Below are 26,687 nucleotides of genomic sequence, written 5' to 3' on the forward strand. Positions count from 1 at the left end.
GCCCATTTGAGGCGCCACTCCTGACACCTTTTGTTCACGTCGAGGTGTAACTATATGCGGGTGATATCAGCCATTCAGCGCGCGATGCGCCGGGTGGCTATTGGTGTTGTCCACAGGTACAGTCCGAATCGGATGGATCCTTGGATGCGTCTGAACCGTTCTTTTGTGCCCGTCGGTGGCCGCGAAAAATTCGCAAACCGGTACGACGGGAGAGGTGTGTCTCGCGTTAGCTAGCGAAAGGAGGGCAAGATGTACGACGCACGGCAGATTGCCAACTGGTTCGTTGGCCGAGCTGCACAGGATGGGCGGCGCCTTTCAATCATGGCGCTCTTGAAGCTCGTTTATATCGCACACGGTTGGCATTTGGAGATGCGCCGCTCGCCGCTGATCGCCAATAAGATCGAGGCGTGGAAGTACGGGCCGGTAATTCCGGATGTGTACAATGCCTTTCGTCAGCAAGGCATTGATGTTCACAGCCCAGTACCGGCTCCAGGCATGGCGCCGGCCGCTTCTGACATTCATCTGTTGGAAGAGATTTATCGAATTTACGGCTCGCTCCCCGCTACGAAACTTTCGGATCTCACGCATGAGCCCGGGAGTCCGTGGGATACGGCGACGAAGCGATGGGGGTGGTTTGCGCCTATCCCCAACGATTTGATACTTCCGCACTACGAGATGAAGCGTGAACAGGCGAACCGTGCGTCGGCCGGCACGAACTAAAGCAAGCCCCGCCCCGGCCATGGATATCCCTTTGCCTGCGCCTCAGGAGTCCCCTGTTGTGCAGGCGGACCTCAACCAGCTCGAGGGCCGAATTGCCGCCCTCGAGCTGCAAAAAGATTTGGGAGAGCTTAGCGCCGAAGCTCAGGTGCGCGAGCTCCTGAAAAAGGAAATCCAGCAGCGTATCTGGATTCGTTGGATCGCAATCGGATTCGCGATCCTTGTCATTTGCTTTATGGCGTATTTGGTGTGTCGCTACCTGAATGCGTTCTTCCTGTTCGGGAAGGTGTCCACGCTTCCTAGCGCCGTTGCAATGGCCCTCTTTTTGGCGCCCATTATCTCGATCACGACGGTCACTGTGATCATTGCGCTTGGTGCCTTCCGTAAGTTCAAGGATGAAGATATCGGCGCAGCCGGGGTTGCAAACCTGGCGGCAGAGGGCGTGAAAGCGACTGCGGGTAGCTAGCGTGGCCAAGAGGGTTGTGCGGCCTCATTCCTCTCTGCGCCATCTGTAAGCCACCGCGCGATCGCCTTGGCGAGCTCCTCGGCCTCCTCGGGCGACCACAGTCGCGCAACATCGCGGCGCAGTGGGTTCGGATCGCAGGGGAGATTAATCGACCGACCGGCGGCATCGCTGATGATGACTGCCGACACGTCGCTCATGACGCCGCGAATGCGATAAACGCGAAGGGGAAACCGGAGCTGCAGCGCTCCATGGTTCCGATATGTTCTATTTCGTCGAGTGCGATGGGGCGGGCGGAGGCTAGTGGGTTTGAATCATGATCGCGAGAGAGTGGGTCTCTTCGGCGCCAGGCAATGCGCTGATCTGGTGACGGACGCCAACAATCACTCCCACAAACTCAACCTCCCGGCCGTGCATCTCGACTTTGAGCGTGATTTGGTCGCCAGCTTGAAAATCACCCCGAGATGCATTTTCCGAGAAATGGATGAGACGTCGGCTTTCAGCCTCAACGAAATAGACACGCACGGGTCACTCCCCCAGATAGCTGCGTTCTCTAACGCGGTTCTCTCATTAGCTTAGGCCGCGCTTCTTACGCTCTTGGGACATGACTTTCCCAAAGGCCTTCTTCCAGCCAAAAGTGTGTGGGAAACGATCAAAATTAGCGTCCGTACCGCGGATGAGTTCGTATCGCGATCGCTTGGACACCTCTTTCCAATCGTCATATAGAATATATAATGCGTTACCATATTCCATGTTCTCAAAGACGACTAAGTCGTCGGCATACTGCGCTCCTATATAGGATCCCAAGCCGCCGGCACCCTTCAGAAATGCTTTCGGTTTGAGAAGCGAAAACAGTTTCACTCGATCCTCAACTATACCCACAGGTGGGCGCTTCTTGCCCTTCGAAAACGCTGCAATAAACTCAGCGGGGCTGCCAGGCGGGAATATCTCCCAATCGAGCATGACCGTTGCGGCCACTTCTTCACGCGTAGCGCCCGACGAGATAACCCCCATCGCCCCGCAATTCTCCTGCAGGACGTTTATCGCCAGAAGCAGACCAATCTGGTCGACGTGAGCTTTATCGAAGGTAAAGGTGATGGAAAATTGACAAACTGCTGATCCATCGACAGGGCTCCGCTTCAGCACCTGGACTTCAATTTTGAAGTTCCTGCCCTCGAAATATTCTCTCTGGTAGACGTCACGAACTCGAATATGAGCGTGAGTGCCAAACCGGGAGGCATCACCAAAGTTTGGCGTTTCCCAATAGAATGTCTTTTTAATCATAGGAAGATCTTTTCGGACGATCTCCCAGCCGTTTTGATTTCTTTCGGACCAGATACCTACCGATGCTGGCGGCAGGATGGACGATGGGCTATCAGAAAACCCTTTCGGCATGAGGTGCGCGTATATTGATTCTATCTCGACGGTCTTTATTGTCTTGACGGCACTTACCATAAATGTATCGCTATCAAGTGCTGCGATTGCCGAAGTTACGGAGCTTGGGATCGACCTAAAGCCGCCTCTCCAAGGCATCTTCTTATATTTTGACACGCTCGCCCCTCCCCATCTCGTAGGGCATGATGCACGCGCGAGTTGTGGTGTCTAGTGCAGCGTTCTACGAAGCGAAGCCTGTAGATTCGCCCAATATCGGTCGCCTAATCCGGCTTGCGCTCTTTCGGCTTGTAACGACGTACGCCCGGCGTGGGCTGGCCGTCCAACTGATTCACACGCGCCTGGATTTCCTTGAGCGGCTTCTTGTCTTCAACCGCCTGCGCCAGGTCGGTCATGAGCAGCGTGTGCGTGCAGACCGCATCGGCTTGAGGTGATTGGTCAGCGTCGCGCACGACGACGAGCCAGTGGGGCCCTCGTCCTTTCCATTCATTCAGGAAATAGCGCCGCTGGACCGACTGGAGCTCGTAGTCGCCGTCGCCCCAGATCATGCCGATCGTGTCGCCGGTGTTTGGGACCGTCCCGCCGAAATAGTGCGCGGGGTATTCCGTCGAGCCAACAAGCGTGCCGTCGGCCTGCATTTTGACGATCCGGATGCCCGGAAGGTCGTAGACGAAATGGCGGATGCCAATGTCATTTATCTCGCGCGGATGGCGGTCGTTCACGGCCTTCAGAAAAACTCAAGTTCAGAAACAGGGACGCCAGGGTAACGGATACCTGCCAGATCAATCAGGTCCACCAGCCCTCTAGGTGCCGATCTCGTTGGTGCATGAAATACCTGAATCTTATACGTCTCGCCTGATGAGTTTGGGAATTTGGCGTCCATTTCCGAGTTGGCTCGAAAGCGTACGATTTGCCCGGGCACAATCTTTCTTAAACGCAATCCCGGCCCCTCGCCGTTCTCGGGGACAAATATCACCCCTGCGAGTTCGAATGCCTTTTGGATCGCTGAAAGAGTCGACACGCGTGGGTCATTGTCTCCGCGCTCAATGTTTTTGATGCTCATTTCAGAAAGCCCCGCGGCAACCGCAAGGTCGGTCTGCTTCCATCCTATCAAGGCACGTGCGGCCCGTATCTGCGCTGGCGTAATCATGAACCCCATATAGCTCCATGTACTTAAAGGCAAGCAAGGTGTCCCCTGCGGCTATTTTCTGGTTGACGCCCGTCAAACTAACTCCTACGGTTATTTTGTTAACCCTAGGAGCAGCGCCATGGCCAGCATCACCAGAAGCTACAACCCCGATGCCGAACCGTCTTCTGGCTATACGCCACTGCCGGCTGGCGAGTACCAGATGGAGATTGTGGAGTCGGATTATGTCGCGACCGCGAGCGGGTCAGGCATGATCTTGAAGTGCAAGGCGCAGATTGTCGGCGGCGAGCACGAAGGGCGCCCGTTCTACATCAACTATAACCTTGAGAATAAGAACGAGACGGCGCAGGAAATTGGCCAGCGCGATTTCGCCGGCCTTCGCCGCGCAACCGGCGTGCTTGAGCTTTCCGATAGCGAAGAGCTGCACTTCAAAACGTTCAGCGTGAAGGTCGGCGTCAAGGCTCGCAAGGATACCGGTGAGCTCGAGAACGTCATTCGCGAGTACCTCTTTGACGACGAGCCAGAAGAGATGCGGAGGGCCGCCTGATGGCACGCACACTCGAGATCGACACAGACGCTTTGCTTGCTGCGTTGCGTAGCCATGACGTATGCGCCCTCGTGGACGCGAGGGATATCGGCCCGCTGTACGCCGTGGCCAGACGGCTGGCGGACACGCCCGGCGCGATCCCCAATCTAGATGAGGCCGAGGCTTTCGAGGGTCTGAGCGCGGAGGGCTTCGACCATCACGAGATCCTGGCAATTGAATCGCTCTTGCGGGAGATGCGGAGGTCCGGAAAAGCCTCCTAGACGCCGGGCCGTTGAGGGGGCTGGGGGGCTAGTCACTGGCCCGGCGTCTGCCGCCGCATCGACAGCGTACTAAACATTTAAATTGGTCGTGGCGGAATTGTGGCGGTGAGAGAACCGCGGCCCGTCGCCCGTGCAGTGTCTTTTGTGAAAGACGTAAGCGAAGCAGATTCGTTTACGTCGCCCTTACCCATAGACGCGTTAGCCGCCCTAGCACTTGCAGCCTTAGCCGGCCCGTGCTTCGCCTCCCACAGAACCTGCCGGCGGACACGTGTAACCCGCCCCAGCTTCGCTGCAATGAGCCCGCCACCGCCAGTTGGCGGCTTTCTCAGTACAACGACAGGTACAACACGTACTTGGCGGTGCCGTGAATTAGGCAGAGTCGGTCCAATCCATCATCGGGGCCACGGAGAAACGGTGGTCTGCTGCGGTCATCATCTACGGTCTGGCGTTGCCGGAAATCGACCGGCGAGCGCAGCGCCCTAGCAGATTTCCCGCCCTCCATATAGTGCGCCGGCACTCTACTGGAATGTGAGGTTCGCCTTCGCGACGATCTCGGCATACACGGCGCGGTCGGCGGCGATGCGCGCGGCGAACTCGGCCGGCCCGGAGAAGTTCGGCAGGACGCCGAGCGTCTTGAGCTGCTCTTGCGCCTTCGGATCGGCCAGCGCCTTGCCCGCCGCGGCATTGAGCTTGTCGACGATCTCCGGATTCATCCCCGCCGGCCCGGCGAGCCCGATCCAGGAATGCGCGGTGAATTGCGGGAAGCCGCTCTCCTTCATCGTCGGGACATCGGGCAATTCGAACCAGCGCCGCTCATTGGTCGTCGCGAGGATGCGGACCTTGCCGGCCTTGGCGAGTTCCACCAGCTCACCCGCCATCATCAGCGGCACATGGCCGGCGGCGATGTCGTTCAGCGCGGGGCCGCTGCCGCGATAGGGCACATGCATCAGGTCGGCGCCGGAGGAGATCTTGAGCAGCTCGCCGGCGAAATGGCCGTAGGTGCCGATACCGGAGCTGGCGAAGCCGATCGTGCCGGGCTTGGCCTTGGCCAGAGCAACGAGGTCGGCGACAGTCTTGGCCTCTACGGAGGGGTGGGCGCCGAGGAAGGTGAAGCCTTCGACGAGATTGGCGATCGGGGTGAAATCCTTCACCGAGTCATAGGGCAGCTTCTTGTCGACGTTCGGCAAGATGGCGTGGGTGCCGGCCGAGACGAGCAGGAGCGTGTAGCCGTCAGGCGCCGCCTTAGCGACGAAATCGGAGCCGATCGCACCGCCGGCGCCGGCGCGGCTCTCGACGACGAAAGGCTGGCCGAGATCAATGCTCATGCTGTTGGCGAGCAGGCGGGCGATGCCCTCGACGCGCCCGCCCGGTGCGAATGGCACGATGATCTTCACCGGCTTGGCCGGATAGGCCTGTGCCGCCGCCTCGATCGCGCCCGCTCCGAGCACTCCCGCAGCAGCGAGCAGCACCGCCATGCGGCGCGTGAGCTTTCCCTTGAGCATCGCTTCCTCCCTTGCCGTGCCGAGTTGCCGGATCGTCCGCCCGGTCATTCCTCGAACTTCATGTTGGTCTGCCGGGCGACGTCGCCGAAGGCCTTCTGCTCGGCCTTGATCAGGCTGCCGAAGGCGTCGGCGCTCTCGGTGCGCACGATACTCGCCGCCGCCTTGACGCGCTCGACGGTCCTGGGGTCACTCATCGCCTTGTTGGCGGCCTGGTTGAGCTTCTCGACGAGCTCGCGCGGCATGCCGCCCGGCCCGAGCAGCCCGAACCAGAGCGGCGGCGCCGAGAACTCAGCGAGGCCCGCCTCCTTCATAGTCGGGATATCGGGCAGGCCCGGCCAGCGCTGCGGATTGGTCGTCGCGAGGATGCGGACCTTGCCGGCCTGCGCGACCTCGACGAACTCGCCGCCGATCATCATCTGGACATGGCCGGCGACGAGGTCGTTCACCGAGGGGCCGCTGCCGCGATAGGCGATGTGGGTGATCTTCGAGCCGGCGGCGATGTTGAAGAACTCGCCGGCGAAGTGATTGTAGGTGCCGACGCCGGAGCTGGCATAGTTGAACTCACCCGGCCTGGCGCGGGCGAGATCGACGAACTCCTTGAGGTTGCTCGCCTTCACGCCGGGATGCACGCCGATGAAGCTGAAGCTCTCGACCATCAGCGCAATCGGCGTGAAGTCGCGATCGGCATCATAGGGCAGCTTGGCACTGATCTTCGGCAGGATGGCTTGCGTGCCTGTCGAGGCGAGCAGCAGGGTGTAGCCGTCCGGCGGCGCCTTCGCGACGAGGTCGGAGCCGAGGCTGCCGCTGGCGCCGCCGCGGTTCTCGACGACGAAGGGCTGACCCATCTGCTCCTGCAGACCTTGCGCCAGCATGCGCGCCAGCGCATCCGCGCGTCCGCCGGCGGCGAAGGGCACGATGATCTTCACCGGCTTGGTCGGGTAGGCCTGAGCCATCGCGACGTGAGGCAGGGCCGCCAGGGATGCCGCGGCGATGAGGCCGAGCGCGTTGCGCCTGCTGGGTTTCATCATCGTCATCCTCCCCTTTTTGAGCAAAACTCAGCCTTCCGTCGCCGCCTCGCGGGCCCGGCGGAAATTCGGCATCAGCAGCAATGCGACCACCAGAGCGCAGGCGATCAGCAATCCCAGGCTGATCGGCCGCGACAGGAAGATCGCCGGGTCGCCGCGCGAGAGCAGCATGGCGCGGCGCAGGTTCTCTTCCATCATCGGCCCGAGGATGAAGGCGAGCACCAAGGGCGCCAGCGGACACTCGAGCTTGGCCAGAATCACGCCGAGCAGGCCGAACAGGGCGACGAGGCCGACCTCGAAGGCGCTGTTGTTCACGGTGTAGATGCCGATGCAGCAGAACAGCAGGATCGCCGGGAACAGCATGCGGTAGGGCGCGGCGAGCAGCTTCACCCACAGGCCGATCAGCGGCAGGTTGATGACGAGCAGCATCAGATTGCCGAACCACATGCTGGCGATCAGCCCCCAGAACAGCTGGGGCTGGGTCGAGGCGAGGTTGGGGCTCGGCGTGATGCCGTGGATCAGCATGGCGCCGGCCATCATCGCCATCACCGAATTGCCTGGGATGCCGAGCGCCAGCATCGGGATGAAGGAGGATTGCGCGCCGGCATTGTTGGCCGCTTCCGGCCCGGCGACACCCTCGATCGCGCCCTCGCCGAAGCGCTCCGGCGTATTCGAGATCCGCTTCTCGACCGCATAGGAGGCGAAGGAGCCGAGCATGGCGCCGCCGCCGGGCAGGATGCCGAGCAGCGCGCCGATCCCGGTGCCGCGCAAGGTCGCCGGCCAGGCCGCGCGGAAATCCTCCTTCGTCAGCCAGAGCCGCGACAGCCTGGTGCGCTCGCCCTGCTCCTCTGGCCCGCCGGAGAGGTTGAGCATGATCTCGGCGATGCCGAAGAGGCCCATCGAGACGACGACGACGCCGATGCCGTCGCGCAGTTCCGGCCTTTCAAAGGTGAAGCGGTCGAAGCCGGTGTTGACGTCGGCACCGATCAGGCCGAGCAGCAGGCCGAGGAGGATCGCGCCGACCGCGCGCAAGGGCGAGCCCTGCGCGAAGACGACGGCGGCGACGAGGCCGAGCGCCATCAGCGAGAAATACTCGGCCGGACCGAATTTCTGTGCGAGCTCGGTCAGGGCGGGGCTGGCGACCGCGATCAGCAGCGTGACGACGGTCCCGGCGAAGAAGGAGGCGAGCGCCGCGGTCGCGAGCGCCGTGCCGGCGCGGCCCTTGCGCGCCATGGCATAGCCGTCGAGGCAGGTGACGACGGAGGAGGATTCGCCCGGCAGGCGCATCAGCACCGCCGTGGTCGAGCCGCCATATTGCGCGCCGTAATAGATGCCGGCGAGCATGATCAACGCTTCCGTCGGCTGCAGGTAATAGGTCAGCGGCAGCAGCATCGCCATGGTCGCGATCGGGCCGATGCCGGGCAGGACGCCGATCAGCGTGCCGATCAGCGCACCGAGAAAGCAGTACCAGAGATTGCTCAGGGAAGCCGCGACGCCAAAGCCGAGCGCCAGCGATTGGAAGATCTCGCTCATTGCGGCCACACCGGCATCGAGATCTTCAGGAGATAGCCGAACAGGATGGTGCAGAAGGCCGCGAGCCCGAGCGCCACGAAAGGCAACTCCTTCCAGCGGATCTCCTGCGCCGCGCAGGCGCCGATCGCGACGCTCAGGAGGCTCGCGATGAAGAGGCCGAGCCGGTCGATCGTCGCGGCGAAGACGATCACGGCGAGCGAGATCAGGACGATCGGCCGCCAGCCGATCACGGGCAGCGTCCAGCCGCCGGCGAGGATGCCGCGGAGGACGAGCGCGAGCCCGAGCAGGACGAGGCCGCCGGCGACGATCCGCGGCAGGAAGCCCGGCCCCATGCGCAGGCTGGTGCCGAAGACATAATCGCGGCCGATATAGAGGGCGGCCGCCCCGATCGCGGCGAAGAGCAGGCCGAGCAGGATGTCGTTCGCGCCCGATGCCGGAGCCGGCTCGGACGAGGTCGCAACGGCCCTACCCTGGCTGTCGTTCAGCGGGTCCATCGCCCCTCCCCGGTGCGACGGGCGCCTCCGGATCAGAGCCGGGCGCCGCGTTTTTCATTTGTATATGAATTTCTGTCTTATATGCAAAACATTGTCAATCTACTCACCTTCTCGCACCGACGTTTGGGAAGCTGGCGGACTCAGCCCAGATTCAGGCCACAAGCGGCGCCAAAAGCCGCCAATGCGGCCACGCTGGTGAGGAGCGCCAGCGGAAACCGCATCAGGCTTCGCTTCGTCCAGTCGTGAGCGGCAGCCTCGTCGACCGTCTCCGCCTTCTCGAAGGCAATCGCCTTCGGGATCATGTCGAAGGCCGACCAAAGCCGCAGCGCCAGATGCGCGGCGAGCGCCAGGAGCAGCGCCTTGCGGACGCCGTCATGGCCCCAGCCGAGATAGAGTGTGACGAGCAGGACGAGTTCGAAGGTGGAATGAGCGGGAATCCAGAACCGGACGCGGCTGATCCCACCCTTCCGGGGTTGGACGATCTCCGGCTTGCGGGGCCAGGCACGGTCGATCACGCTGTGCTCGAAGATTCCGCCGCCCAGCCCGATATTGGCCAGAAGCGCTGTCAACGCCGTGGACAGAACGATCGCATTCATGATTTTATCTCGCTTACTAATTATCTTAGCAACTAAGATATGAGACGGATGGCACCTTCAAGTCAAGACCAGGTGATCGAACGCCTGATGACGATCCTGCGCCGGATGGGGGCCGCCAGCGCCTTGCACAGCCAGGCCGTCGCCAAGCGGGCCGGCCTCGCCTCCGTCGATCTCGAATGCCTGGACATGATCCTGCTGGCCGGTCCCGTGACCGCCGGGCAGATCATGGAGCATACGAAGCTGACCAGCGGCGCCGTCACCGGCCTGATCGATCGCCTCGTCAAAAAGGGCTATGTCGAGCGAGCTGCCGATCCGCAGGATCGTCGCAAGGTCCTCGTCCGGATCGTGCCGGAGCCGATCAGGCCGCTCCTGGACCTATTCGCGCCGATGGCAGAGCGCTCGGCCGCACTGATGCGGCAATACAGTGCCGAGGAACTCGAGCTGATCGCGGACTTCGTCGAGAAAGGCACCGCGATCGCGCTGGAGCGCGCGAGCGAGCTGGAGAGCGACTGAACGCCGATCCCCTTTCAGGCAGCGTGGCGCGCGGGGCTCGCCGAAGTCTGACGGCGTGATGGTTCGGGAGCTTCAAGGCTGAAATAGGAAACCAGCGCGGCGAGCCTGTCGGCTTCCTGGGCCAAGGCCTGCGAGGCGGCGGTCGACTGCTCGGCCATGGCGGCGTTCTGCTGCGTCGCCTGGTCCATCTCGTTGACGGCGGTGTTGACCTCCTGCAGTCCGGTCGCCTGCTCCTGGGCAGCCGAGGCGATCTCGGCGACCAGCGAGGTGGCGCGGGTGATCTCGCCGGACATCCGCTCCAGCGCCGTTCCGGTCTGGCCGACCAGCGCGACGCCCTTCTCGACCTCGATGCTGGAGGCGGYGATCAGCCCTTTGATCTCCTTGGCCGCATCCGCCGAGCGCTGGGCCAGCGCCCGCACCTCGGAGGCGACCACCGCAAAGCCCTTGCCGGCATCGCCGGCGCGCGCCGCCTCGACCGAGGCGTTGAGCGCCAGCAGATTGGTCTGGAAGGCGATCTCGTCGATCACGCCGACGATCTGCGAGATCTCCTCGGACGATTTCTCGATGCCGCTCATGGCGGCGACGGCCTCACGGACGATCTGGCCGGACTGCTCGGCCTCGCCCTTGACCTGGGTGGTGGCATGGCTGGCCTGACGCGCGCCCTCGGCGGTCTGGCGCACGGTCGCGGTCAGCTGGTCGAGCGCCGTCGCAGTCTCCTCGACCGAGGAGGCCTGCTGCTCGGTGCGGCTGGCGAGATCGTCGGCGGCCTGGCTGATCTCGCCGGCGCCCGCCTTCATGCTCTCCGTATTGGTCGCGATCTGACGCATCGTGTCGCGCAGCTTCGTTATCGAGGCGTTGAAATCGTCTTTCAGCTTGGCATAGCCGGCCGCGACCGGCTGATCGATGCGATAGCCGAGATTGCCGTTGGCCAGATGCTCGAGGCCGGCGCCGAGCGCCGAAACCACGACAGCCAATTGCTCGGTGGCTTCCTGGCGTTCGGCTTCGTTTCGCGACCTCTCGGCGTCGGTGGCATGGCGCTGGGCCTCGACCTCCTGCTCGGCCTGGCGCTTTTCGACGGCGATGGCCTCCTTCTCGACCGCAGCACGCTTGAAGACATCGACCGCGTGGGCCATTTCGCCGATCTCGTCACGACGCGACAGGGACGGAACGAGCACGTCGCGATCGCCCTGTGCCAGAGCGGTCATCGTGCGCGTCATGCCGCGGACCGGGGCGGCGATCCAGCGGTTCAGCATCCAGGCGCAGCCGATCGCCGAGATCAGGCTGACGAGCGCAACCAGGGCCGAAGCCGACATGGCGGCGCCCATGATCGAGCTGAGAGCGGAGATGTCGGAGACGAGCGCATAGGCGCCGATCACATCGCCGCGGTAATCCTTGACCGGCGCGTAGACGATGGCGCTGGCGCGCCCGGCAATGGCGAGACGCTGGATTTCCGTCGTTCCACCCAGCCCTAGCCGCAACGTCTCCTGCGAGAGCAGCCCATCATCGGGAAGCGTCGAGGCGAAGCGCTTGAGCTCGCCATTGGCGAGGACGAAGAAGGCGATGTCGTTTCCGGACATTTTCTTGAACGCGTCGAAGAACGCCTGGCCAAAGCCAAGGCCGACCTCGACGGTTCCGACGGCCTTCCCCTCGAAGCGAACCGGCATCACACCGCGCACGCCGAGGCCCTCGACGCCGTTCTCAAGACCAAAGACCGGCTTGCCCGCCTTGTTGGCCTCGACGACCGTGAATCGGAAAGAGGACAGATCGTCGCCGAACTTCTCCGGGCGATGCGCGCGCAGGAACGAGGTCGCCGGTGCGACGTGGAACTGGAGCTGGACAACGCCGTCACTCGCCTTCAGCGCGGCGAAGCCGGGGACGGTCGCCGCGGCCAGGGCCTCCCGGTCACCGGCGGCGAAGCGCGCCTGGATCTGGGCATTGCTCGCGATGACGTGCGCCATGGAGACGGCGCGCTTGACCTCGCTGTCCAGGCTGGTGCGTAAGGTCTCCTGCGCGCTCGTCATTTCGCGGGCAACGGTCTCGGTCAGGATCCGGTTGCCGAGCTGTTGCGTCGAGAAGGCGCCGGCAGCCGCGACGAGTGCGACAGCCGCCGTCAGGACCATGCCGATGACCGCCCCGACACCTGTCAGGCGAAAGCGCTGCCGCGGCGATTGCGGATGGCCCATGCTCGGTCTCCTGCGGTCTTCACACCTCTTTCCATCAATATATTCAGATATCTGATAATGATCGTTTAACGTTAACCATGGCGCCTTGCCGAGCCGCCAAGGCAGCTCGGCGCGTTTACGCCAGGAGATAGCTCTGACGGAGTTGCGCTCTTCAGGCCGCTTCGCGGATGAAGCGGCTGAGGAAGAGCCTCGTGCGCGGATGGCTCGGATTGGCCAGCACCTCTTCCGGCCTCCCCTGCTCGACGACGAGGCCACCATCCATGAAGACGACGCGGTCCGCCGCCTCGCGGGCAAAGCCGATCTCATGGGTGACGACGATCATGGTCAGGCCCTGGCCGGCGAGATCGCGCATCGTCGAGAGCACCTCGCCGACGAGCTCGGGATCGAGCGCCGAGGTCGGCTCGTCGAACAGCATCAGCTTCGGCCGGATCGCCAGCGCGCGGGCGATGGCGACGCGCTGCTGCTGGCCGCCGGAAAGCTGGCGCGGATAGGCGTTCGCCTTCTCGGTCAGGCCAATGCGAGCCAGCAGCTCCATGGCGTAGTCGGTCGCGTCCTTGCGGGAGTGGCCATGGACGCCGACCGGCGCCTCGATGATGTTCTCCAGCGCCGTCATGTGCGGGAAGAGGTTGAACTGCTGGAAGACCATGCCGATCTGGCGGCGCTGCGCCGCGATGGCGCGAGGTGACAGCTTGACCAGCCGCTCGCCATTGAGGCGGTAGCCGATCTGCTCGCCGGCGACCATGATCGAGCCGCGATCGATCGCTTCGAGATGGTTGATGCAGCGCAGGAAGGTCGACTTGCCGGAGCCCGAGGGCCCGAGCACGACGACGACCTCGCCCGGCATGACGTCGAGATCGATGCCCTTCAACACCTCGTTGTGGCCGAAGGATTTGTGGACGTTGCGGGCGCTGACCAGCGGCGCGCCCTCGCTCGCGATCCGGCTCATGGCGTCGCCTCCGCGATGACGGGCATACGCTCCACTGCGCCGCGCTCGCCGCGGGCATAGTAGCGCTCGATGAAACCTTGGCCGATGTTCAGGACGGTGGTGATGACGAGATACCAGATCACCGCGACCATCAGCATCGGGACGACCTCGAAGGTGCGGTTGTAGACCGCCTGGACCGAATAGAGCAGATCGGCCATGGCGATGACGCTGACCAGCGAGGTCGCCTTGATCATGCTGATCAGCTGGTTGCCGGTCGGCGGCACGATCGAGCGCATCGCCTGCGGGATGATGACCCGCCACAGCGCCCTCGCCCGCGTCATGCCGAAGGCGTCGCTCGCCTCGGTCTGGCCCTTGTCGACCGAGAGCAGGCCGCCGCGGATGATCTCGGCCATATAGGCGGCTTCGTTCAGCGAAAGACCGGCGATCGCCGCCGTCATCGGCGTGATCAGATCGTTGGTGTGCCAGCTGATCAGCGTCGGCCCGAACGGGATCGATATCGAGATCTCGGGGAAGAGCGTCGAGAGATTGTACCAGAAGATCAGCTGGACCAGCAGCGGCGTGCCGCGGAAGAACCAGATGAACAGCCCGGCGAAGCCGCTGAACAGCCGGTCGTCGGAGAGCCGCGCAATCGCCAGCAGGAGACCGATGATGACACCGATCACCATCGCCACCACGGTCAGCCCGAGCGTGACGTAAAGGCCGCGCAAGATCGACTCGGCCGTGAACCATTGCGCCACGACCGGCCAGCCGAAATTCGGATTCCAGGCGACGATCCAGGCGAAATTGGCGCAGACTGCGAGCACGAAGGCCCAGAGCAGCCAGCGCCCCCATTCGACCGGGCGGTGGGCGTTGGCGACGTCGCGCAGCGCCGCCTGCCGGTCATCTGTCAATTGTACTGCGCTGCTCATGGTACGGCCGGCCCCTTCCCTACCGTCCTCATCCTGAGGAGCCATTCCGGCAGGAATGGCGTCTCGAAGGATGCTTCAGGAGGCTCTGGTGACATCTGGAGCATCCTTCGAGACGCCGCTGCGCGGCTCCTCAGGATGAGGGCTCCTATGAAAAGCCCGCTCGCTCAGTTCTTCGAGAGGTTGATGCCGGGCTCGCCGATCATATTGTTCTCGATGCCCCATTTCTTGAAGATCGCCTCATAGGTGCCGTTCGCCTTGAGCACCTTGATGGCGGAGACCAGCACCTCGCCGAGCGGCGAGCCCTTCGGCACCACCGCGCCCTGGAACAGGTCCTGGAAGCCGTTGGGCTTGCCGACTGCGGCGAGTTCGAGATCGCCCTTGGCCTGCTGGACGAAATAGGTCAGCGGCGCCTGCGAGGAGAAGAAGCCGTCCGAGCGCCTGGAGCGGACCGAGAGGATCGAGGTCGGTTGATCGGTGAAGGACATCACCTCAAGGGCGGGCTTGCCCTCGGCCGCGCATTTCTCGGCCTGCGCCTTGATCACCTTCTCGGCGGAGCCCGCCGACATCACCGCGATCTTCTTGCCGCAGGTGTCGTCGAGGCTGGCGATCGCCTTCGGATTGCCCTTCTGCACGGCGAAGATCACGAACTCGCGGACATAGTCGACGAAGTCGTTGGTTTCCTGGCGCGACTTGAAGTCGCCGATCGGCCCCGAGGCGAACTGGTAGCGGCCGGCAGCGATGCCGCTCAACGACGCAGCGAGCCCACTTACCGTAGCATGCTCGATCTTGACACCGAGAAGCTGGCCGATGGCGTCGAAGAGATCGGCGCTGGCGCCGGTGAGGGTCTTGGCGTCGGTGACGATCTCATAGGGCGGGAAGGAGCCGTTGTTGACCGAGATCATCTTGCCGGTCGTGCGGATCGCCTCCGGCAGTTTGGCGCGCAGGGCTTCGTCGACCTTCTGCTCGGGGATCTTGATGCTGGCGTCCTGGGCGAAGGCCGGGCTTTGCAAGAGTACCGCAGCCAGCGCGGCGGCTCCGGCGAATTTCATGATCATGGTCATGGCGACGTCCCCTTTTATCGTTGTGGGTGGATTAGAGGCCCGCTCTTAGGCGGCGAGCTCAGGGCCGGCGAAGCGGCGGTTGACCAGGACCGGCAATGCTGCGCGTGCAGCGGCGATGCGGGCCTGATCGATATCGGCATAGATCAGCGTTGGAGCCTCCCCGGCGCGGGCGATGGCGACGCCGAGCGGGTCGACCACCATGCTGGCGCCGATATTGCGCGGGCCGCACTCGCCGGTGGCGACGACATAGCAGGTGTTCTCCAGCGCGCGGGCGGTGACCAGCACATCCCAATGCGCCTCCTTGCCAAGACCGCGGACCCAGGCAGCGGGCAGCAGCAGGACATCGGCGCCGTCAAGCGCAAGGCGCCGAGCGAGCTCGGGGAAGCGCACGTCGTAGCAGGTCATCAGCCCGCATTTCAGGCCGGCAATTTCCAGCAGCGGCGGCACCTCGGCGCCGGGCTCGACATTGGTCGACTCCAGCGCCGAGAAGGCGTCGTAGAGATGGAGCTTGCGATAGGCGGCGACGATCGCGCCATCGCGGACCGCAACATGGACGTTGAAGACACGGCCCTTACCGTTCGGCACATGGATGCAGAACAGGGTGGTCAGGGCCGAGCCCTTGCTCGCCTCGAGCACGCCCTCCATGAACGGACCGTCGAGCGGCTGCGCCGTCTTGAGGACGATGTCCGGGTCGGTGATGTCACGGGCCAGGATGCCCTCCGGCAGCAGCAGGAGATCGGCGCCGGCGGCCTTGGCCTCGCCCATCAGGCGGACGGAGGTGGCAAGATTCTCCTGCCATTCGCGGCTGACGGCGAATTGTCCGAGCGCGGCTTTCATCGATGGGCTCCTTCCAGCGCGGATGCGGCCGGGAACAGGGTCTCCGGCGTCAGATCGGTCTCGGCGAGGTTCTGGATGCGCAGCTGCTCGATGAACGCGGCGATCATCGTCCGGTTCGCGGCCAGCCCGCTCTCGTTCCAGCTCTCGGGCAGATCATGCCCGCTGCGCACCAGCTCGTCGATCAGCCAGGGCGTGGTGTCGGCATAGCGGCGGCGCTTCTCCAGCCAGACGCGCTGGCTTTCGTCGAGGAGATCGCTGAGCGCCTGCGCCAACCAGGGCTCGCGGGCGGCGAGCTCGGGCTTGAGGCCGATGATGTGCATGCCGGGGACGTAGCCAACCTTGGCGAAGTAATGGCGCTCGGCGGCGCGGACATCCGGCAGCAGCGCCCGGAAGCGCGAGCCCTTCGAAAAGAAGCCCTTCGGCATGAAAGGCATCAGCACGGCCGCGATCTCGCCGGCGGCGAGCAGATCGAGCAAAGGCGGCTGGCCGGGCAGCGCCTCGATCCGGCCCGGACGGGCATAGCGCCCGACGCGATCGGTGATCGGGTGGTCGGCAGCAAGGCGACTGACCGCCCAGAAGGCGTCATCGATGCCGAGGCCAGCTTCGGCCATGGCGGCACGCGTCCAGGTGTTGCCGGAATCCTGCCAGCCGGCGATGCCGATGCGCTTGCCGCGCAATTCGTCAAAGCGGGTCAGTTTGCTGTCGGCGGCCGTGACGACGCAACGATGGCGGAAGCCGCGCATGATGAAGTTCGGGATGCCGACGACGCCGGTCTCGCCGCGCGCTCGGCCCGTGGTGTAGCGGCTGAACGAGATCTCGCTGGCGTCGAAGCGCGGATCGCTGGCGAAGTCGTCAGGCAACGACGCGAGGCGCTCGATCTTCAACTCGAAGCGGTCGGAAGCGAGGTCGCCGAGCAAGAGCGGCGTGATGAAGTCCCAGTCGCGCAGAGCCAGCCGGATCACAGGTTTCAAGCCATCGCCTCGCTGCACAGAAAACCTTGGACGAGGGGCACGATAAATGTTCAATCTATCTGATCAATCGCTATTACGTTCCTGAACATTCATTTTTGAGTCGATGAACGACGAACCCGACGCCTCCTGGCTAGCAAGCCGCCTGACGCAGCGTACCGCGCGGGGGCTCGCGCTCGATCTGAGCCAGATGATCCGCTCCGGCCTGCTGCCGGTCGGCACCAAGCTGCCGACCGTGCGCGACCTCGCTTTTCGGCTCGGCGTCAGCCCTGGCACGGTCTCGGAGGCCTGGAGCGAACTGAAGCGGCAGAAGATCGTCTCGGGACGCGGGCGCGGCGGCGCCTGGGTCAGCGGCGACAATGCGACGCCGCGGCCGACGCGGATGGCCAGCGTCGCCGACTTCGGGCCGGATGCGCTCGATCTCTCTCTGGCGGTTCCGGACGCCGCCTTGCTGCCGCCCTTGCGTGAGGCGCTGGCGCAGGCGGCGACCGCCGAGAACCTCAACAGCTATGAGCGCACGCCGATCCTGCCCGTGCTGCGCAATGCCGTGGCGCCGGACTGGCCCTATGAACCGGACGCCTTTCTCGCCACCAATGGCGGCTACAATGCTGTCTACTCGGTGCTGCATGCGACGGTGCTGCCCGGCTCCTGCATCGCGATCGAGGACCCGACGGCGATGCGGCTGCTCGACATCATCGAGGATCTCGGCGCCGAGATCCTGCCGGTCGGCCGCGATGCGCAAGGCCCCCTGCCCTCGGAGCTCGCCGCAGCGCTGGAGCGGCGGCCATCGGCCTTCATCTTCCAGCCACGCACCCATTCGGTGACCGGTCAGCATGTCAGTCCGGCGCGGCTGGCCGAGCTCGGCCAGGTGCTCGCCGGCAGCGATACGCTGGTGATCGAGGATGACGGCATCGGCGACGTCTCGATCCACTCGCCGATCAGCCTGGGCGCGAGCATGCCGGAGCGGGTCGTGCATATCCGCTCCTTCTCGAAATCGCTCGGCCCGGACCTTCGGATCGCGGTGCTGTCGGCCCCGGCCATGGTGATCCGGCAAATCCAGTCCTATCGCAGCTTCTCCTCCGGCTGGACCAGCCGGCTGCTGCAGGCAGCGACTGCCTGGCTGCTGATCGATGCAGAGACAGGCCAGAGGGTGGCGCAGGCCCGTGCGATCTACGCCGAACGCCGGCAAGCTCTGGTCGCCTGCCTCGCCGAGCGGGGACTCGCCATGCCGGAGAGTGACGGGTTGTGCATCTGGGTGCCGGTGGAGAACGAGCAGTTCGCGCTGGTGACGCTGGCTGCTCATGGCATCGCGGTGCTGCCCGGCAGCAAATGCGCGGCGAGGCCGACCGAGCATGTCCGGGTCGCGACTGCGATCCTGGCGGAAGGTTATGAGCGTGTCGCCGAGGCGCTGATGAAGGCGGCGCAGCGCGCCATCTAAGGCTGGTGCATGCTCGTCGTATGCGCCGGCAATTCCTCGTCCTCGAACAGGTCCGGGTGTTCGGCGGCGATGCGCGGCAGCGCGTTGAGGATTTCGCGCAGATGGATGCGCATCGCTGTCGCGGCCGTGTCGGCATCGCCGGTCTCGATCGCGTCGACGATGGCGTTGTGCTGGGTGATCAGCAGCGGGATCGGCGAGGTGCCGGGCAGCGAGAGATAGCGCACCCGGTCGGTCTGGGCGCGGGCGCTCTCGACCACCTTGCCGGCATAGTCGCAATCGACGATCTCGGCGATCGCCTGGTGGAAGGCCTCGTCCAATACGGTGAAGCCGGAATAATCACTGCGCCCGGCGGCAGCAGCCTGTTCGGCGATGAGGCGGCGCAGGCGAGCGACGCCGTCAGGGTTGATCAGCCGGCTCGCAGCCCGCGCCAGAGAGCACTCCACCGCCTCGCGCACGAAGCGGGCATTGGCGACCTCGCGCATCGAGATCTTCATGACGAAGGTGCCGCGGCTCGGCAGGATCTGCACCAGCCCGGCCTCGGAAAGCTTGATGAAGGCCTCGCGCACAGGCTGGCGGCTGACGCCGAAGCGCCCGGCGATCTCCTTCTCCGAGAGCGCCTCGCCGGGCCGAAGCTCGCTGACGATGATCGCCTGGCGCAGCGCCGTGACGAGCTGCGGCGCGATCGGATCGCGAAGCCGGAGCGAGATGTCCATGAGTCAAACTCCTCGGCCAGCCGGTGCAGATTATACCGGTATGGTGGCCTAACGGCAAACGCCGCCGGTCAGCCCTCGTGTCGCCTCAGCAGATAAGTGTCCATGATCCAGCCATTCTCGGCGCGTGCCGCCTCGCGCCTGCGGACGATCTCGTCCGAGATTTCGGCGAGTAGGCCGGAAGCCAGGACCTCCTGCGGCGCGCCGAGATAGGCGCCCCACCAGATGTCGAGCCCGGCGGGATCGATCTTCGCGAAAGCCTGCTCGCCATCGAGCATGACCACCGTGCTGCCGCCCTCGTCGCGAAAACCGCCTTCGGCGAGCTTGCGGCCGGTCGTGATGGTGACGGGCTCGCCGATCCGGTTCAGCACCAGGCGATGCGCCGCCGCCAGTGCCTGGACAGAGGTGATGCCGGGGATGACGTCATAGTCGAATGCGAGCCCACGGGCGCGGACGGCCTCGATGATGCGCAGCGTGCTGTCGTAGAGCGACGGATCACCCCAGACCAGCAGCGCGCCGGTCTGGTCTTCACCGAGCTCATCGCGGAACAGGCGCTCATAGCTTTCGGCGAGCGCTGCATGCCAGTCGTCGACGCTGCCGCGATAGTCATTGCCCGCCTCGGCGCGCTTGGGCACGGTGAGTGGCACAGTGCGCCAGTTGTCGTGCTCGATATAGCGCCGGCAGATCTCCTCGCGCAGTTCGCGCAGAGCCGTTTTCTCGGCGCCCTTGTCCGGCACGAACACGACGTCGACGCCGTTCAGTGCCCTGATCGCCTGGATCGTGATGTGCTCGGGATTGCCGGCGCCGATGCCGATGACCCTGATCCTGCGCATGGGCACCTCTTTTGTGTTCGAGGCGCCGCATAGCACGCAGGAGCAGGCGACGGCTAACCTAGCAGATTGCGGACCGTGCGCATGAAGACGCGGGCGCCCGGCGCGATCAGGTCATCGGGAAAGTCGTAGTCGGGGTTGTGCAGCGGCGGGGTGCCCTCGCCGGAGCCGAGCAGGAACATCGCCGATTTCGAGGAGCGGCCGAACAGGCCGAAATCCTCGGAGCCGCGCTGCGGCGGCGTCTCGCCGCGCGCGATGCCTTCCTCATCGCAGGCCTGGCGCAGATGCGCGACCGCCTCGGGATGGTTTTCGCAATGATGGAAGACGTCGTGATAATCCATCGCCACCGAGAGCCCGCCGGCAGCGGCAGCCTCGCGCACCAGTGCCTCGGCCTCGGCGCAGAGCGAGCCCATCAGGGAATCGTTCAGCGTGCGCAGCGTCGCCCAGAGCTCGGCGCTGCCGGGGGTGATGCCGAAGGCCGGCTCGCCCATGCTGGCATGGGTGACGGTGACGAGACGGTAATTGCCCTCGAGCGCTCCGCCGGGGCCGAGCGCCGTCAGCTCCGGCATCAGGCGGGCGAGCGCCTTCATCGGCGAGACCGCGTGTTCCGGCGTCGCGGCATGCGAGGTGTGGCCGGTCAGCACGATCTTCAGCCCGCGCGAAGCGCAATTGGCCGGCCCCTCGGAAATCCGGACCGCTCCGAGCGGCAGGCCAGGCTTGTTGTGCAGCGAGAAGGAGAAGTCGGGCGCGATCTCCGGGAACTTCGGATCGGCGATCACTGCGGCGGCACCAGCGCCGGTCTCCTCGGCCGGCTGGAACAAAAGGATGGCTCGCCCGCGCTGCGGCCGCTGCCGGCCGAGGCCGCGCGACAATGCCGCGACCGTGGTCATATGGCCGTCATGGCCGCAGAGATGGCCCTTGCCCGCCACTTGCGAGGAATGCGGCACGCCGGAAAGGTCCTCGATCGGCAGGGCGTCGAGCTCGCAGCGGATCAGCACGGTTGGGCCAGGCTCGGCGCCTTCATAGATCGCCGCGACGCCATGGCCACCGAGATCGGTGACGACGCGGTCGGGCGCGCTGGGTGTGAGGAAGCCGACGATCGCCTTCGCCGTCTCGCGCTCTTCACCGGAGATCTCCGGTGCGCGATGCAGGGCATGGCGCAGCTCGATCAGCTCGACCATGTCGGAATTGGTGAGAAACATGCCTGGCGCTTCCTCGGATGATTTGCTCCGAGCATCACCAGCGCGCGAGCCGGTTCAACCCCCGGCGACGCCCGGCTCAGGCAGGCGGCCATGCATTCCGCTCACGCAGCCAGCAATCCCAGCGCCCGCTCGATGCGCGAACAACCGCCGCGACCGCGCGCCTTGCGATAGGCGCGGCTGAGGCGGCCGCTGGCATAGGCATCGACGACGATGGCGTGGACGTAGCTCTTGCGCACCACGGCAGGCGTGTTGACCAGCCGCTCGGCGATGGCGCGCATGATGTCGGCGAGCTGGCGCTTGCGGCCACGCTCGCTGGCTGCGATCTCGGTCGAGAGCAGCAGTTCGGCGGCGGCGGCATTGGCTGCGAGCATGCGCAGGTCCTTGCTCGACACCGGCAGGCCCGCAGCCTCCTTCAGATAGGCGTTGATGTCGGCTGCGCTGATCGCGGCGACCGACCCGTCTTCGGCGCAGAACTGGAACAGGCGTTTCCCGGGCAAGGTCTTCAGCCGCATCAGGGCGCGGGCGAGTGGCGCATCATCGCGACCGCAGACAATGTCCTTGCCGCCCTTGCCACGAAAAGCGAGCCCGACATGCTTGCCGGTGAGGGAGATATGGCGCTTGAGCAGCGTCGAGGCGCCATGGCTGCCATTGGTGCGGGCGTAGACCTCGTTGCCGACGCGGATATGGCAACGGTCGATGATCGCAGCGGCGCAGGCGAGCGCCTTGGCGCGCGAGAGCGTGCGATCCTTGAGATCGGCGGCGATGCGCTCGCGCAGCTTCGGAAGCGCATCGATCAGCTGGGCAAGGCGCTTGAGCTTGCGGCGCTCGCGTACCTTCTCCCAGTCGGGGTGATAGCGATGCTGGATGCGCCCGGCATCGTCGCGGCCGGCCGCCTGGAGATGGGCGCGCGGATCGGCGGCGATCAGCACGTCCTCATAGGCCGGGGGGATCGCCAGCGAGCGGATGCGCGCCAGCGTCTCCTCGTCAGTAATCTTGCTGCCGTCAGGGTTGCGATAGCCGAAATTGCGGCCGACCCTGACGCGCCTGATGGTGAGATCGTCGACGGTCACATGGCGTAGGCGGCTCCGGCTCGCCTTGGCGCCTTCCCTGCCCTTCGTGACCATTCAGCGCCTCCGCAGCTCGACCGGCTGCGGAGGAATGCGGGAGGTGGCCGGTTGTTCCAGCCTAGCGCTTCGCCCGCGCCACGATCTGCGTCGGGTTGACGAAGCGCAGCGCGATGATGAGCCAGACCAGCGTCGTCACCATGTAGATCACCGCCATGGCGTCGATCGACTGCACGGCGCGCACACCGGCGGCGAAGACAGCATAGTAGAGCGCGACCACCAGCGTCTGGCTGGTCGGGCCGGCGGTGAGGAAGGTCAGCTCGAACATCGCGATCGTGCGGACCAGCACGAGCAGCAGCGCGGCAAGGATGCCGGGCATTAACAGCGGCAGCAGGACATGGATGAAGAGCTTGAAGGTGTTGGCGCCGAAGACGCGCGCCGCCGCCTCGATCTTGGTGTCGATCTGCTCGATGAACGGGATCATCACCAAGATGACGAAGGGCACGGTCGGCACGAGATTGGCGAGCACCACGCCCGACATCGAGCCGGCGAGCCCGGTGCGGTAGAGCACCGTCGCGAGCGGGATGCCGAAGGTGATCGGCGGCACCAGGAGCGGCAGCAGGAAGAGCAGCATCACCAGCTTCTTGCCGGGGAAGTCGCGCCGCGCCAGCGCATAGGCGGCAGGCACGCCGATCAGCCCCGAGAGGAAGACGACGAGGAAGACGATCTGGAAGGTGACCGTCAGCACGTCGCCGAGCTGGAACTCGGCCCAGGCGGCGCCGTACCAGCGCGTCGTCCAGCCGTCCGGCAGCCAGGAACGCAGCCAGCGTGTCGAGAACGAGCTCGTCACCACCGCGGCGATCATGCCGAACAGGTTGACGATGAAGAAGCCGATCAGCGTCCAGTTGGCGGCGGCCCAGAGCTTGGTGGAAAGGCGGGTGTCTTTCACCATGGCGCTCAACCCTTCCCGCCGCCGGCCGGGCCGCGATAGAGCATGCCGCGCATGCCGAGCACCGCGACGACGATGGCGAGCTGGACCATGCCCATGATCATCGCGACCGCCGAGGCCATCGAGTAGTCGTATTCCTCGAAGGCCGCCTGATAGGCCGCGATCGAGATGACGCGCGTCGGCCCTGCTGGCGCACCGAGCAGCACCGCTGAGGGGAAGACCGAGAAGGCCTGGACGAAGCTCAGGCAGAAGGTGATCGCGAGGCCAGGCAGCAGCAGCGGGAAGAGGATGTACTTGAAGCGCTGCCAGGGCCCGGCACCGAGCGTCGCGCCGGCCTGCTCCAGCGCCGGGTCGACGCCGGTGAGATAGGACAGCGTCAGCAGGAAGGTGAAGGGGAAGCCGGTGATGACCAGCGAGAGCATCACGCCCCAGTAATTATGCAGCAGCTTCACCGGCGAGGAGATGATGCCGAGCGTCATCAGCGTCCGGTTGAACCATCCTTGCGGGCCGAGATAGTTCAGCAGGCCTTCCGCGACGAGCACGGTCCCGAGCGTGATCGGGATCACCAGGATGGTGGTGAGCAGGCGCTGGTTCTTCATCAGCCTGACGCGGAAGGCGATCGGGATCGCCAGCAGCAGCGTGACGATCGTCACCGGCATGGCGAGCCAGAGCGTGGTCGCGATCGTGTCGTAGAGGAACGCGTCGGAGAAGAAGCGCTGGTAATTGGCCAGCGCCCCGCCCGCCTTCGGATTGAAGGACAGGAACAGCCCGTAGAAGAACGGGTAGATGAACAGCGCCAGCAGGAAGAACACCGCCGGCAGGACGAGCAGGGTCAGCCCGTCGAGGCCGCGCGCGGCGAGGCGCTGCTTGAGCGGGATCTCGGCGGCGGTTGCGGACAGGGTGCTCATGCGCCCCCTCCGAAGACCAGGACGCGATCCGGAGCGGCGGCGAGGCGAATCTCGGTGCCGGGCGCGATGCGGCTATCGGCGAGGAAGGTCAGCGGCGTGTCATCCGCCATGCGGGCAAAACCAACAAACTCGCGGCCGTGGAATTCGGTCGAGATGACCTTGGCCGCGAGCCCCGGCGCGCCATCCGCCACCGGGTGAAGGTCCTCCGGACGGATCGAGATATGGGCGCCCTGCCCGGCCGCGACCGGCGAGCGCACTCGCCCGACGACGCCGACCTCGCCGACCGTAACCGTAGCCAACTCAGCTGTGGTGGAGGTGACGCGGCCGGCGACCTTGTTGCGGAAGCCCATGAACTCGGCGACGTCGAGATGGTCCGGCCGCGAGAACAGGTCCTCCGGCCCGCCGACCTGGCGGATCTCGCCATCGCGCATCACCACGATGCGGTCGGCGAGCGAGAGCGCCTCCTCCTGATCGTGGGTGACGTAGATGGTGGTGGCGCCGAGCGTGTTGTGGATGCGCCTGATCTCGGCGCGCATCTCGAGGCGCAGCTTGGCGTCGAGATTGGAGAGCGGCTCGTCCATCAGCACGAGCGGCGGCTGCACCGCGATGGCGCGGGCGATGGCGACGCGCTGCTGCTGACCGCCGGAGAGCTGGCCGGGCAGCTTCTCCTCCTGGCCCTGCAGGCGGACCAGCGCGACGGCCTCGGCGACGCGGCGGTCGCTCTCCGCCTTGGCCATGCCGCGCATCTTCAGGCCGAAGCCGATGTTCTTCTTCACGCTCATATGCGGGAAGAGCGCATAGCTCTGGAAGACCATGCCGAAGCCGCGCTCCTCAGGGCGCAGCGGATCGATGCGCTTCTCGTCGAGCCAGATGCCGCCGCCGGTCGCCGGCAGCAGGCCGGCGATCAGGTTCAGCGTTGTCGACTTGCCGCAGCCGGAGGGGCCGAGCAAGGCGATGAACTCGCCCTGCTTGATCGTCAGCGAGACGTCCTTGACGGCGTTATGCGTCCCGAAGTCGCGGCAGAGCCGGTCGAGCCTGAGTTCGCGGAAATTCGCGGCATGTATCGACATGAAGGACCATCGAGTTCGAACGGATGGGTGGCTGCCGACAGGCGACAGCAAGGCGGCAGGCCGGTCAAGGACCGGCCTGCCTGGTGGTTTCAGCAGAGGCTATTTGCGCTTGGCGCCGCCGACCTGCTCGTCCCAGATGCGGAAGGCGACGACCATCTTCTCGGGGTCGAGCGGGGTTTCCATCGGGTTCTCGGCGATCAGCTTGTCGTATTCCGGCCGGCCGTACTCGGCGATGGCCTTCTGGCTGGAGGCCGGCGCCATCGAGAGCGGCACGTCCTTCACCGCCGGGCCCGGATAGAAATAGCCCTCGTCATAGGTGTAGGCCTGCTGCGCGGGGGTCAGCATGTGGCGGATCAGGTCGAGCAGCACGGCGAGCTTCTCGTCCGAGACGCCCTTGGGGATCATCATGTACTGGGCGTCCGTAACCCAGTGGAAGCCCTTCAGCGCCTGGATCTTCGCCTCCTTCGGCACGACGCCGAGGACACGCGGGTTGATGTCCCAGCCGGTGGTCGAGACGATGATGTCGCGCGAGCCGTCGCCGAGTTCCTTCATCGTCGCGCCGGTGCCGCCGGGATAATATTCGATGTTCTCGCCCAAGGCCTTCAGATAGGCCCAGGTCTTGTCCCAGCCCTTGGCCGGATCCTTGGGATCGCTGTCGCCGAGGATGTAGGGCAAGCCCATGATCCAGGTGCGGCCGGGGCCGGAATTGGCCGGGCGGGCATAGAGGAAGCGGTTCTTGTTCTGCTTGGTCCAGTCGAGCAGCTCCTGCGCCGTGGTCGGCGGAGTCTTGACCTTGTCGGGCATGTATTCGAGCAGCGGGCCGGACGGATAATAGACCATCGCCATGGCCTGGCCGCGCCCGAGATTGTGCATGGCGAGCGCCGGCTTCAGGTAGATGTCATCGGGCTTGGGCAGGTCGGAGGCGAAGCGCGGCAGCAATTCGACCCAGAGCTTCTGGTCGATGCCGGCCGAGAGCACGTCCAGGCCGCCGATGACGAAATCGATGTCGAGGCGGCCAGCGTCCTGCTGCGCCTTCAACTTGGCCGGCAGTTCGGGAGCGGGCGCCTTGGTGAAGACCATCCGCGAGACGGCCTTGGGATTTGCCTTGGGGTAGTTCTCCAGCGGCGTCTGGACCAGGGCGAGCGCCCCGCCGACGTCGATGACGCTGATCGTGAGCGGGGACGCGGGCAGCTTGAGCGTCTGAGCAAAGGCTCCGGGCGCGGCCGCGATACCGGCCATGCCAGCGACGCCGCCGAGGAATGTACGGCGATGGATCGTATCCTGGACCATGATCTCCCCTCCCGGCGGCCTTGCCGCCTGCTGTTTCCCCAGCCCGTGGAAAGCGGGCTCTTGCGGCACTTTTAGCACCGGCTTCTACTGAAATCGCGGCTTTCGGAGTTGACGCCTCCGTTCGAGCCGGTATC

General features: G+C 64.9%; 29 protein-coding genes. 6 read left to right on the forward strand and 23 right to left on the reverse strand.

Annotated features, from left to right (window positions below; translation table 11 throughout):
* Positions 1-249: 249 nt before the first annotated feature.
* The gene (locus tag AC1DS0_RS16630) at positions 250-720 is read left to right on the forward strand and encodes a Panacea domain-containing protein (protein WP_476815404.1); all 471 of its coding nucleotides are present in this window, start codon (positions 250-252) and stop codon (positions 718-720) included.
* Positions 683-1,183: a hypothetical protein gene (locus AC1DS0_RS16635; RefSeq protein ID WP_476815405.1), complete on the forward strand. Its 501-nt coding sequence runs from the start codon at positions 683-685 to the stop codon at positions 1,181-1,183. The genes AC1DS0_RS16630 and AC1DS0_RS16635 overlap by 38 nt, the downstream gene beginning before the upstream one ends.
* Before the next feature lie 297 nt (positions 1,184-1,480).
* On the opposite strand, the gene AC1DS0_RS16640 is transcribed toward AC1DS0_RS16635, so the two are convergent.
* The 4 genes from AC1DS0_RS16640 to AC1DS0_RS16655 all read right to left on the reverse strand — a co-directional run bounded on the left by AC1DS0_RS16640 (position 1,481) and on the right by AC1DS0_RS16655 (position 3,731).
* Complete coding sequence (locus tag AC1DS0_RS16640) at positions 1,481-1,705, reverse strand: hypothetical protein (protein WP_476815406.1); 225 nt, start codon at positions 1,703-1,705, stop codon at positions 1,481-1,483.
* Between the two features lie 45 nt (positions 1,706-1,750).
* The gene (locus tag AC1DS0_RS16645) at positions 1,751-2,731 is read right to left on the reverse strand and encodes a hypothetical protein (RefSeq protein WP_476815407.1); all 981 of its coding nucleotides are present in this window, start codon (positions 2,729-2,731) and stop codon (positions 1,751-1,753) included.
* Between the two features lie 104 nt (positions 2,732-2,835).
* Positions 2,836-3,294: a hypothetical protein gene (locus AC1DS0_RS16650; protein ID WP_476815408.1), complete on the reverse strand. Its 459-nt coding sequence runs from the start codon at positions 3,292-3,294 to the stop codon at positions 2,836-2,838.
* Between the two features lie 5 nt (positions 3,295-3,299).
* A complete protein-coding gene (locus AC1DS0_RS16655; protein WP_476815409.1) occupies positions 3,300-3,731 on the reverse strand; it encodes a helix-turn-helix domain-containing protein in 432 nt (143 codons plus the stop codon).
* A 109-nt stretch (positions 3,732-3,840) separates the two neighbouring features.
* Here AC1DS0_RS16655 and AC1DS0_RS16660 point away from each other — a divergent pair, with 109 nt between their 5' ends.
* Positions 3,841-4,266: a DUF669 domain-containing protein gene (locus AC1DS0_RS16660; protein ID WP_476815410.1), complete on the forward strand. Its 426-nt coding sequence runs from the start codon at positions 3,841-3,843 to the stop codon at positions 4,264-4,266.
* Positions 4,266-4,526 (forward strand): hypothetical protein, encoded by a 261-nt coding sequence (locus AC1DS0_RS16665; protein ID WP_476815411.1) that lies wholly within the window; start codon positions 4,266-4,268, stop codon positions 4,524-4,526. The genes AC1DS0_RS16660 and AC1DS0_RS16665 overlap by 1 nt, the downstream gene beginning before the upstream one ends.
* Positions 4,527-5,044: 518 nt before the next feature.
* Here AC1DS0_RS16665 and AC1DS0_RS16670 read toward each other — a convergent pair.
* The 5 genes from AC1DS0_RS16670 to AC1DS0_RS16690 form a co-directional block, all read right to left on the reverse strand.
* The gene (locus tag AC1DS0_RS16670) at positions 5,045-6,028 is read right to left on the reverse strand and encodes a Bug family tripartite tricarboxylate transporter substrate binding protein (RefSeq protein WP_476815412.1); all 984 of its coding nucleotides are present in this window, start codon (positions 6,026-6,028) and stop codon (positions 5,045-5,047) included.
* Between the two features lie 44 nt (positions 6,029-6,072).
* Positions 6,073-7,056 (reverse strand): Bug family tripartite tricarboxylate transporter substrate binding protein, encoded by a 984-nt coding sequence (locus AC1DS0_RS16675; RefSeq protein WP_476815413.1) that lies wholly within the window; start codon positions 7,054-7,056, stop codon positions 6,073-6,075.
* A gap of 27 nt (positions 7,057-7,083) precedes the next feature.
* Complete coding sequence (locus AC1DS0_RS16680; protein ID WP_476815414.1) at positions 7,084-8,586, reverse strand: tripartite tricarboxylate transporter permease; 1,503 nt, start codon at positions 8,584-8,586, stop codon at positions 7,084-7,086.
* Positions 8,583-9,080, reverse strand: coding sequence for a tripartite tricarboxylate transporter TctB family protein (locus AC1DS0_RS16685; RefSeq protein ID WP_476815415.1), 498 nt, complete (start codon positions 9,078-9,080; stop codon positions 8,583-8,585). The genes AC1DS0_RS16680 and AC1DS0_RS16685 overlap by 4 nt, the downstream gene beginning before the upstream one ends.
* A gap of 140 nt (positions 9,081-9,220) precedes the next feature.
* Entirely contained in the window at positions 9,221-9,676 is a 456-nt protein-coding gene (locus tag AC1DS0_RS16690) for a hypothetical protein (protein ID WP_476815416.1), read from the reverse strand.
* Between the two features lie 48 nt (positions 9,677-9,724).
* Between AC1DS0_RS16690 and AC1DS0_RS16695 the strand changes: the two genes are divergently transcribed.
* Positions 9,725-10,189, forward strand: a complete 465-nt coding sequence (locus AC1DS0_RS16695) for a MarR family winged helix-turn-helix transcriptional regulator (RefSeq protein ID WP_476815417.1) — start codon at positions 9,725-9,727, stop codon at positions 10,187-10,189.
* Between the two features lie 14 nt (positions 10,190-10,203).
* On the opposite strand, the gene AC1DS0_RS16700 is transcribed toward AC1DS0_RS16695, so the two are convergent.
* The 6 genes from AC1DS0_RS16700 to AC1DS0_RS16725 form a co-directional block, all read right to left on the reverse strand.
* A complete protein-coding gene (locus tag AC1DS0_RS16700; RefSeq protein WP_476815418.1) occupies positions 10,204-12,372 on the reverse strand; it encodes a methyl-accepting chemotaxis protein in 2,169 nt (722 codons plus the stop codon).
* 151 nt (positions 12,373-12,523) lie between these two features.
* On the reverse strand, positions 12,524-13,318 hold the full coding sequence (locus AC1DS0_RS16705) for an amino acid ABC transporter ATP-binding protein (protein WP_476815419.1): 795 nt from the start codon (positions 13,316-13,318) through the stop codon (positions 12,524-12,526).
* The gene (locus AC1DS0_RS16710) at positions 13,315-14,226 is read right to left on the reverse strand and encodes an amino acid ABC transporter permease (protein ID WP_476815420.1); all 912 of its coding nucleotides are present in this window, start codon (positions 14,224-14,226) and stop codon (positions 13,315-13,317) included. Before AC1DS0_RS16710 ends, AC1DS0_RS16705 begins: the two co-directional genes overlap by 4 nt.
* A 164-nt stretch (positions 14,227-14,390) precedes the next feature.
* The gene (locus AC1DS0_RS16715; protein WP_476815515.1) at positions 14,391-15,281 is read right to left on the reverse strand and encodes an ABC transporter substrate-binding protein; all 891 of its coding nucleotides are present in this window, start codon (positions 15,279-15,281) and stop codon (positions 14,391-14,393) included.
* A gap of 51 nt (positions 15,282-15,332) precedes the next feature.
* Positions 15,333-16,124: a deaminated glutathione amidase gene (locus AC1DS0_RS16720; RefSeq protein ID WP_476815421.1), complete on the reverse strand. Its 792-nt coding sequence runs from the start codon at positions 16,122-16,124 to the stop codon at positions 15,333-15,335.
* Entirely contained in the window at positions 16,121-17,086 is a 966-nt protein-coding gene (locus AC1DS0_RS16725) for a substrate-binding domain-containing protein (protein ID WP_476815516.1), read from the reverse strand. The genes AC1DS0_RS16720 and AC1DS0_RS16725 overlap by 4 nt, the downstream gene beginning before the upstream one ends.
* A 112-nt stretch (positions 17,087-17,198) precedes the next feature.
* Here AC1DS0_RS16725 and AC1DS0_RS16730 point away from each other — a divergent pair, with 112 nt between their 5' ends.
* Positions 17,199-18,530 (forward strand): aminotransferase-like domain-containing protein, encoded by a 1,332-nt coding sequence (locus tag AC1DS0_RS16730; protein ID WP_476815422.1) that lies wholly within the window; start codon positions 17,199-17,201, stop codon positions 18,528-18,530.
* On the opposite strand, the gene AC1DS0_RS16735 is transcribed toward AC1DS0_RS16730, so the two are convergent.
* From AC1DS0_RS16735 to AC1DS0_RS16770, 8 genes are all read right to left on the reverse strand, one after another.
* The gene (locus tag AC1DS0_RS16735; RefSeq protein ID WP_152017332.1) at positions 18,527-19,243 is read right to left on the reverse strand and encodes a GntR family transcriptional regulator; all 717 of its coding nucleotides are present in this window, start codon (positions 19,241-19,243) and stop codon (positions 18,527-18,529) included. The genes AC1DS0_RS16730 and AC1DS0_RS16735 overlap by 4 nt on opposite strands.
* A 68-nt stretch (positions 19,244-19,311) precedes the next feature.
* Entirely contained in the window at positions 19,312-20,073 is a 762-nt protein-coding gene (gene cobF, locus AC1DS0_RS16740; protein WP_476815423.1) for a precorrin-6A synthase (deacetylating), read from the reverse strand.
* A gap of 53 nt (positions 20,074-20,126) precedes the next feature.
* Positions 20,127-21,272: an amidohydrolase gene (locus AC1DS0_RS16745; RefSeq protein WP_476815424.1), complete on the reverse strand. Its 1,146-nt coding sequence runs from the start codon at positions 21,270-21,272 to the stop codon at positions 20,127-20,129.
* A 101-nt stretch (positions 21,273-21,373) separates the two neighbouring features.
* Positions 21,374-22,396: a DNA topoisomerase IB gene (locus AC1DS0_RS16750; protein WP_476815425.1), complete on the reverse strand. Its 1,023-nt coding sequence runs from the start codon at positions 22,394-22,396 to the stop codon at positions 21,374-21,376.
* A 61-nt stretch (positions 22,397-22,457) separates the two neighbouring features.
* A complete protein-coding gene (locus AC1DS0_RS16755; protein WP_092156263.1) occupies positions 22,458-23,288 on the reverse strand; it encodes an ABC transporter permease in 831 nt (276 codons plus the stop codon).
* Between the two features lie 5 nt (positions 23,289-23,293).
* A complete protein-coding gene (locus tag AC1DS0_RS16760) occupies positions 23,294-24,193 on the reverse strand; it encodes an ABC transporter permease (protein WP_476815426.1) in 900 nt (299 codons plus the stop codon).
* The gene (locus AC1DS0_RS16765; protein ID WP_476815427.1) at positions 24,190-25,263 is read right to left on the reverse strand and encodes an ABC transporter ATP-binding protein; all 1,074 of its coding nucleotides are present in this window, start codon (positions 25,261-25,263) and stop codon (positions 24,190-24,192) included. Before AC1DS0_RS16765 ends, AC1DS0_RS16760 begins: the two co-directional genes overlap by 4 nt.
* A gap of 99 nt (positions 25,264-25,362) precedes the next feature.
* Complete coding sequence (locus tag AC1DS0_RS16770; protein ID WP_476815428.1) at positions 25,363-26,553, reverse strand: extracellular solute-binding protein; 1,191 nt, start codon at positions 26,551-26,553, stop codon at positions 25,363-25,365.
* Positions 26,554-26,687: the final 134 nt, after the last annotated feature.

It is taken from the genome of Allobosea sp. P4_H5 (genome assembly GCF_056400825.1).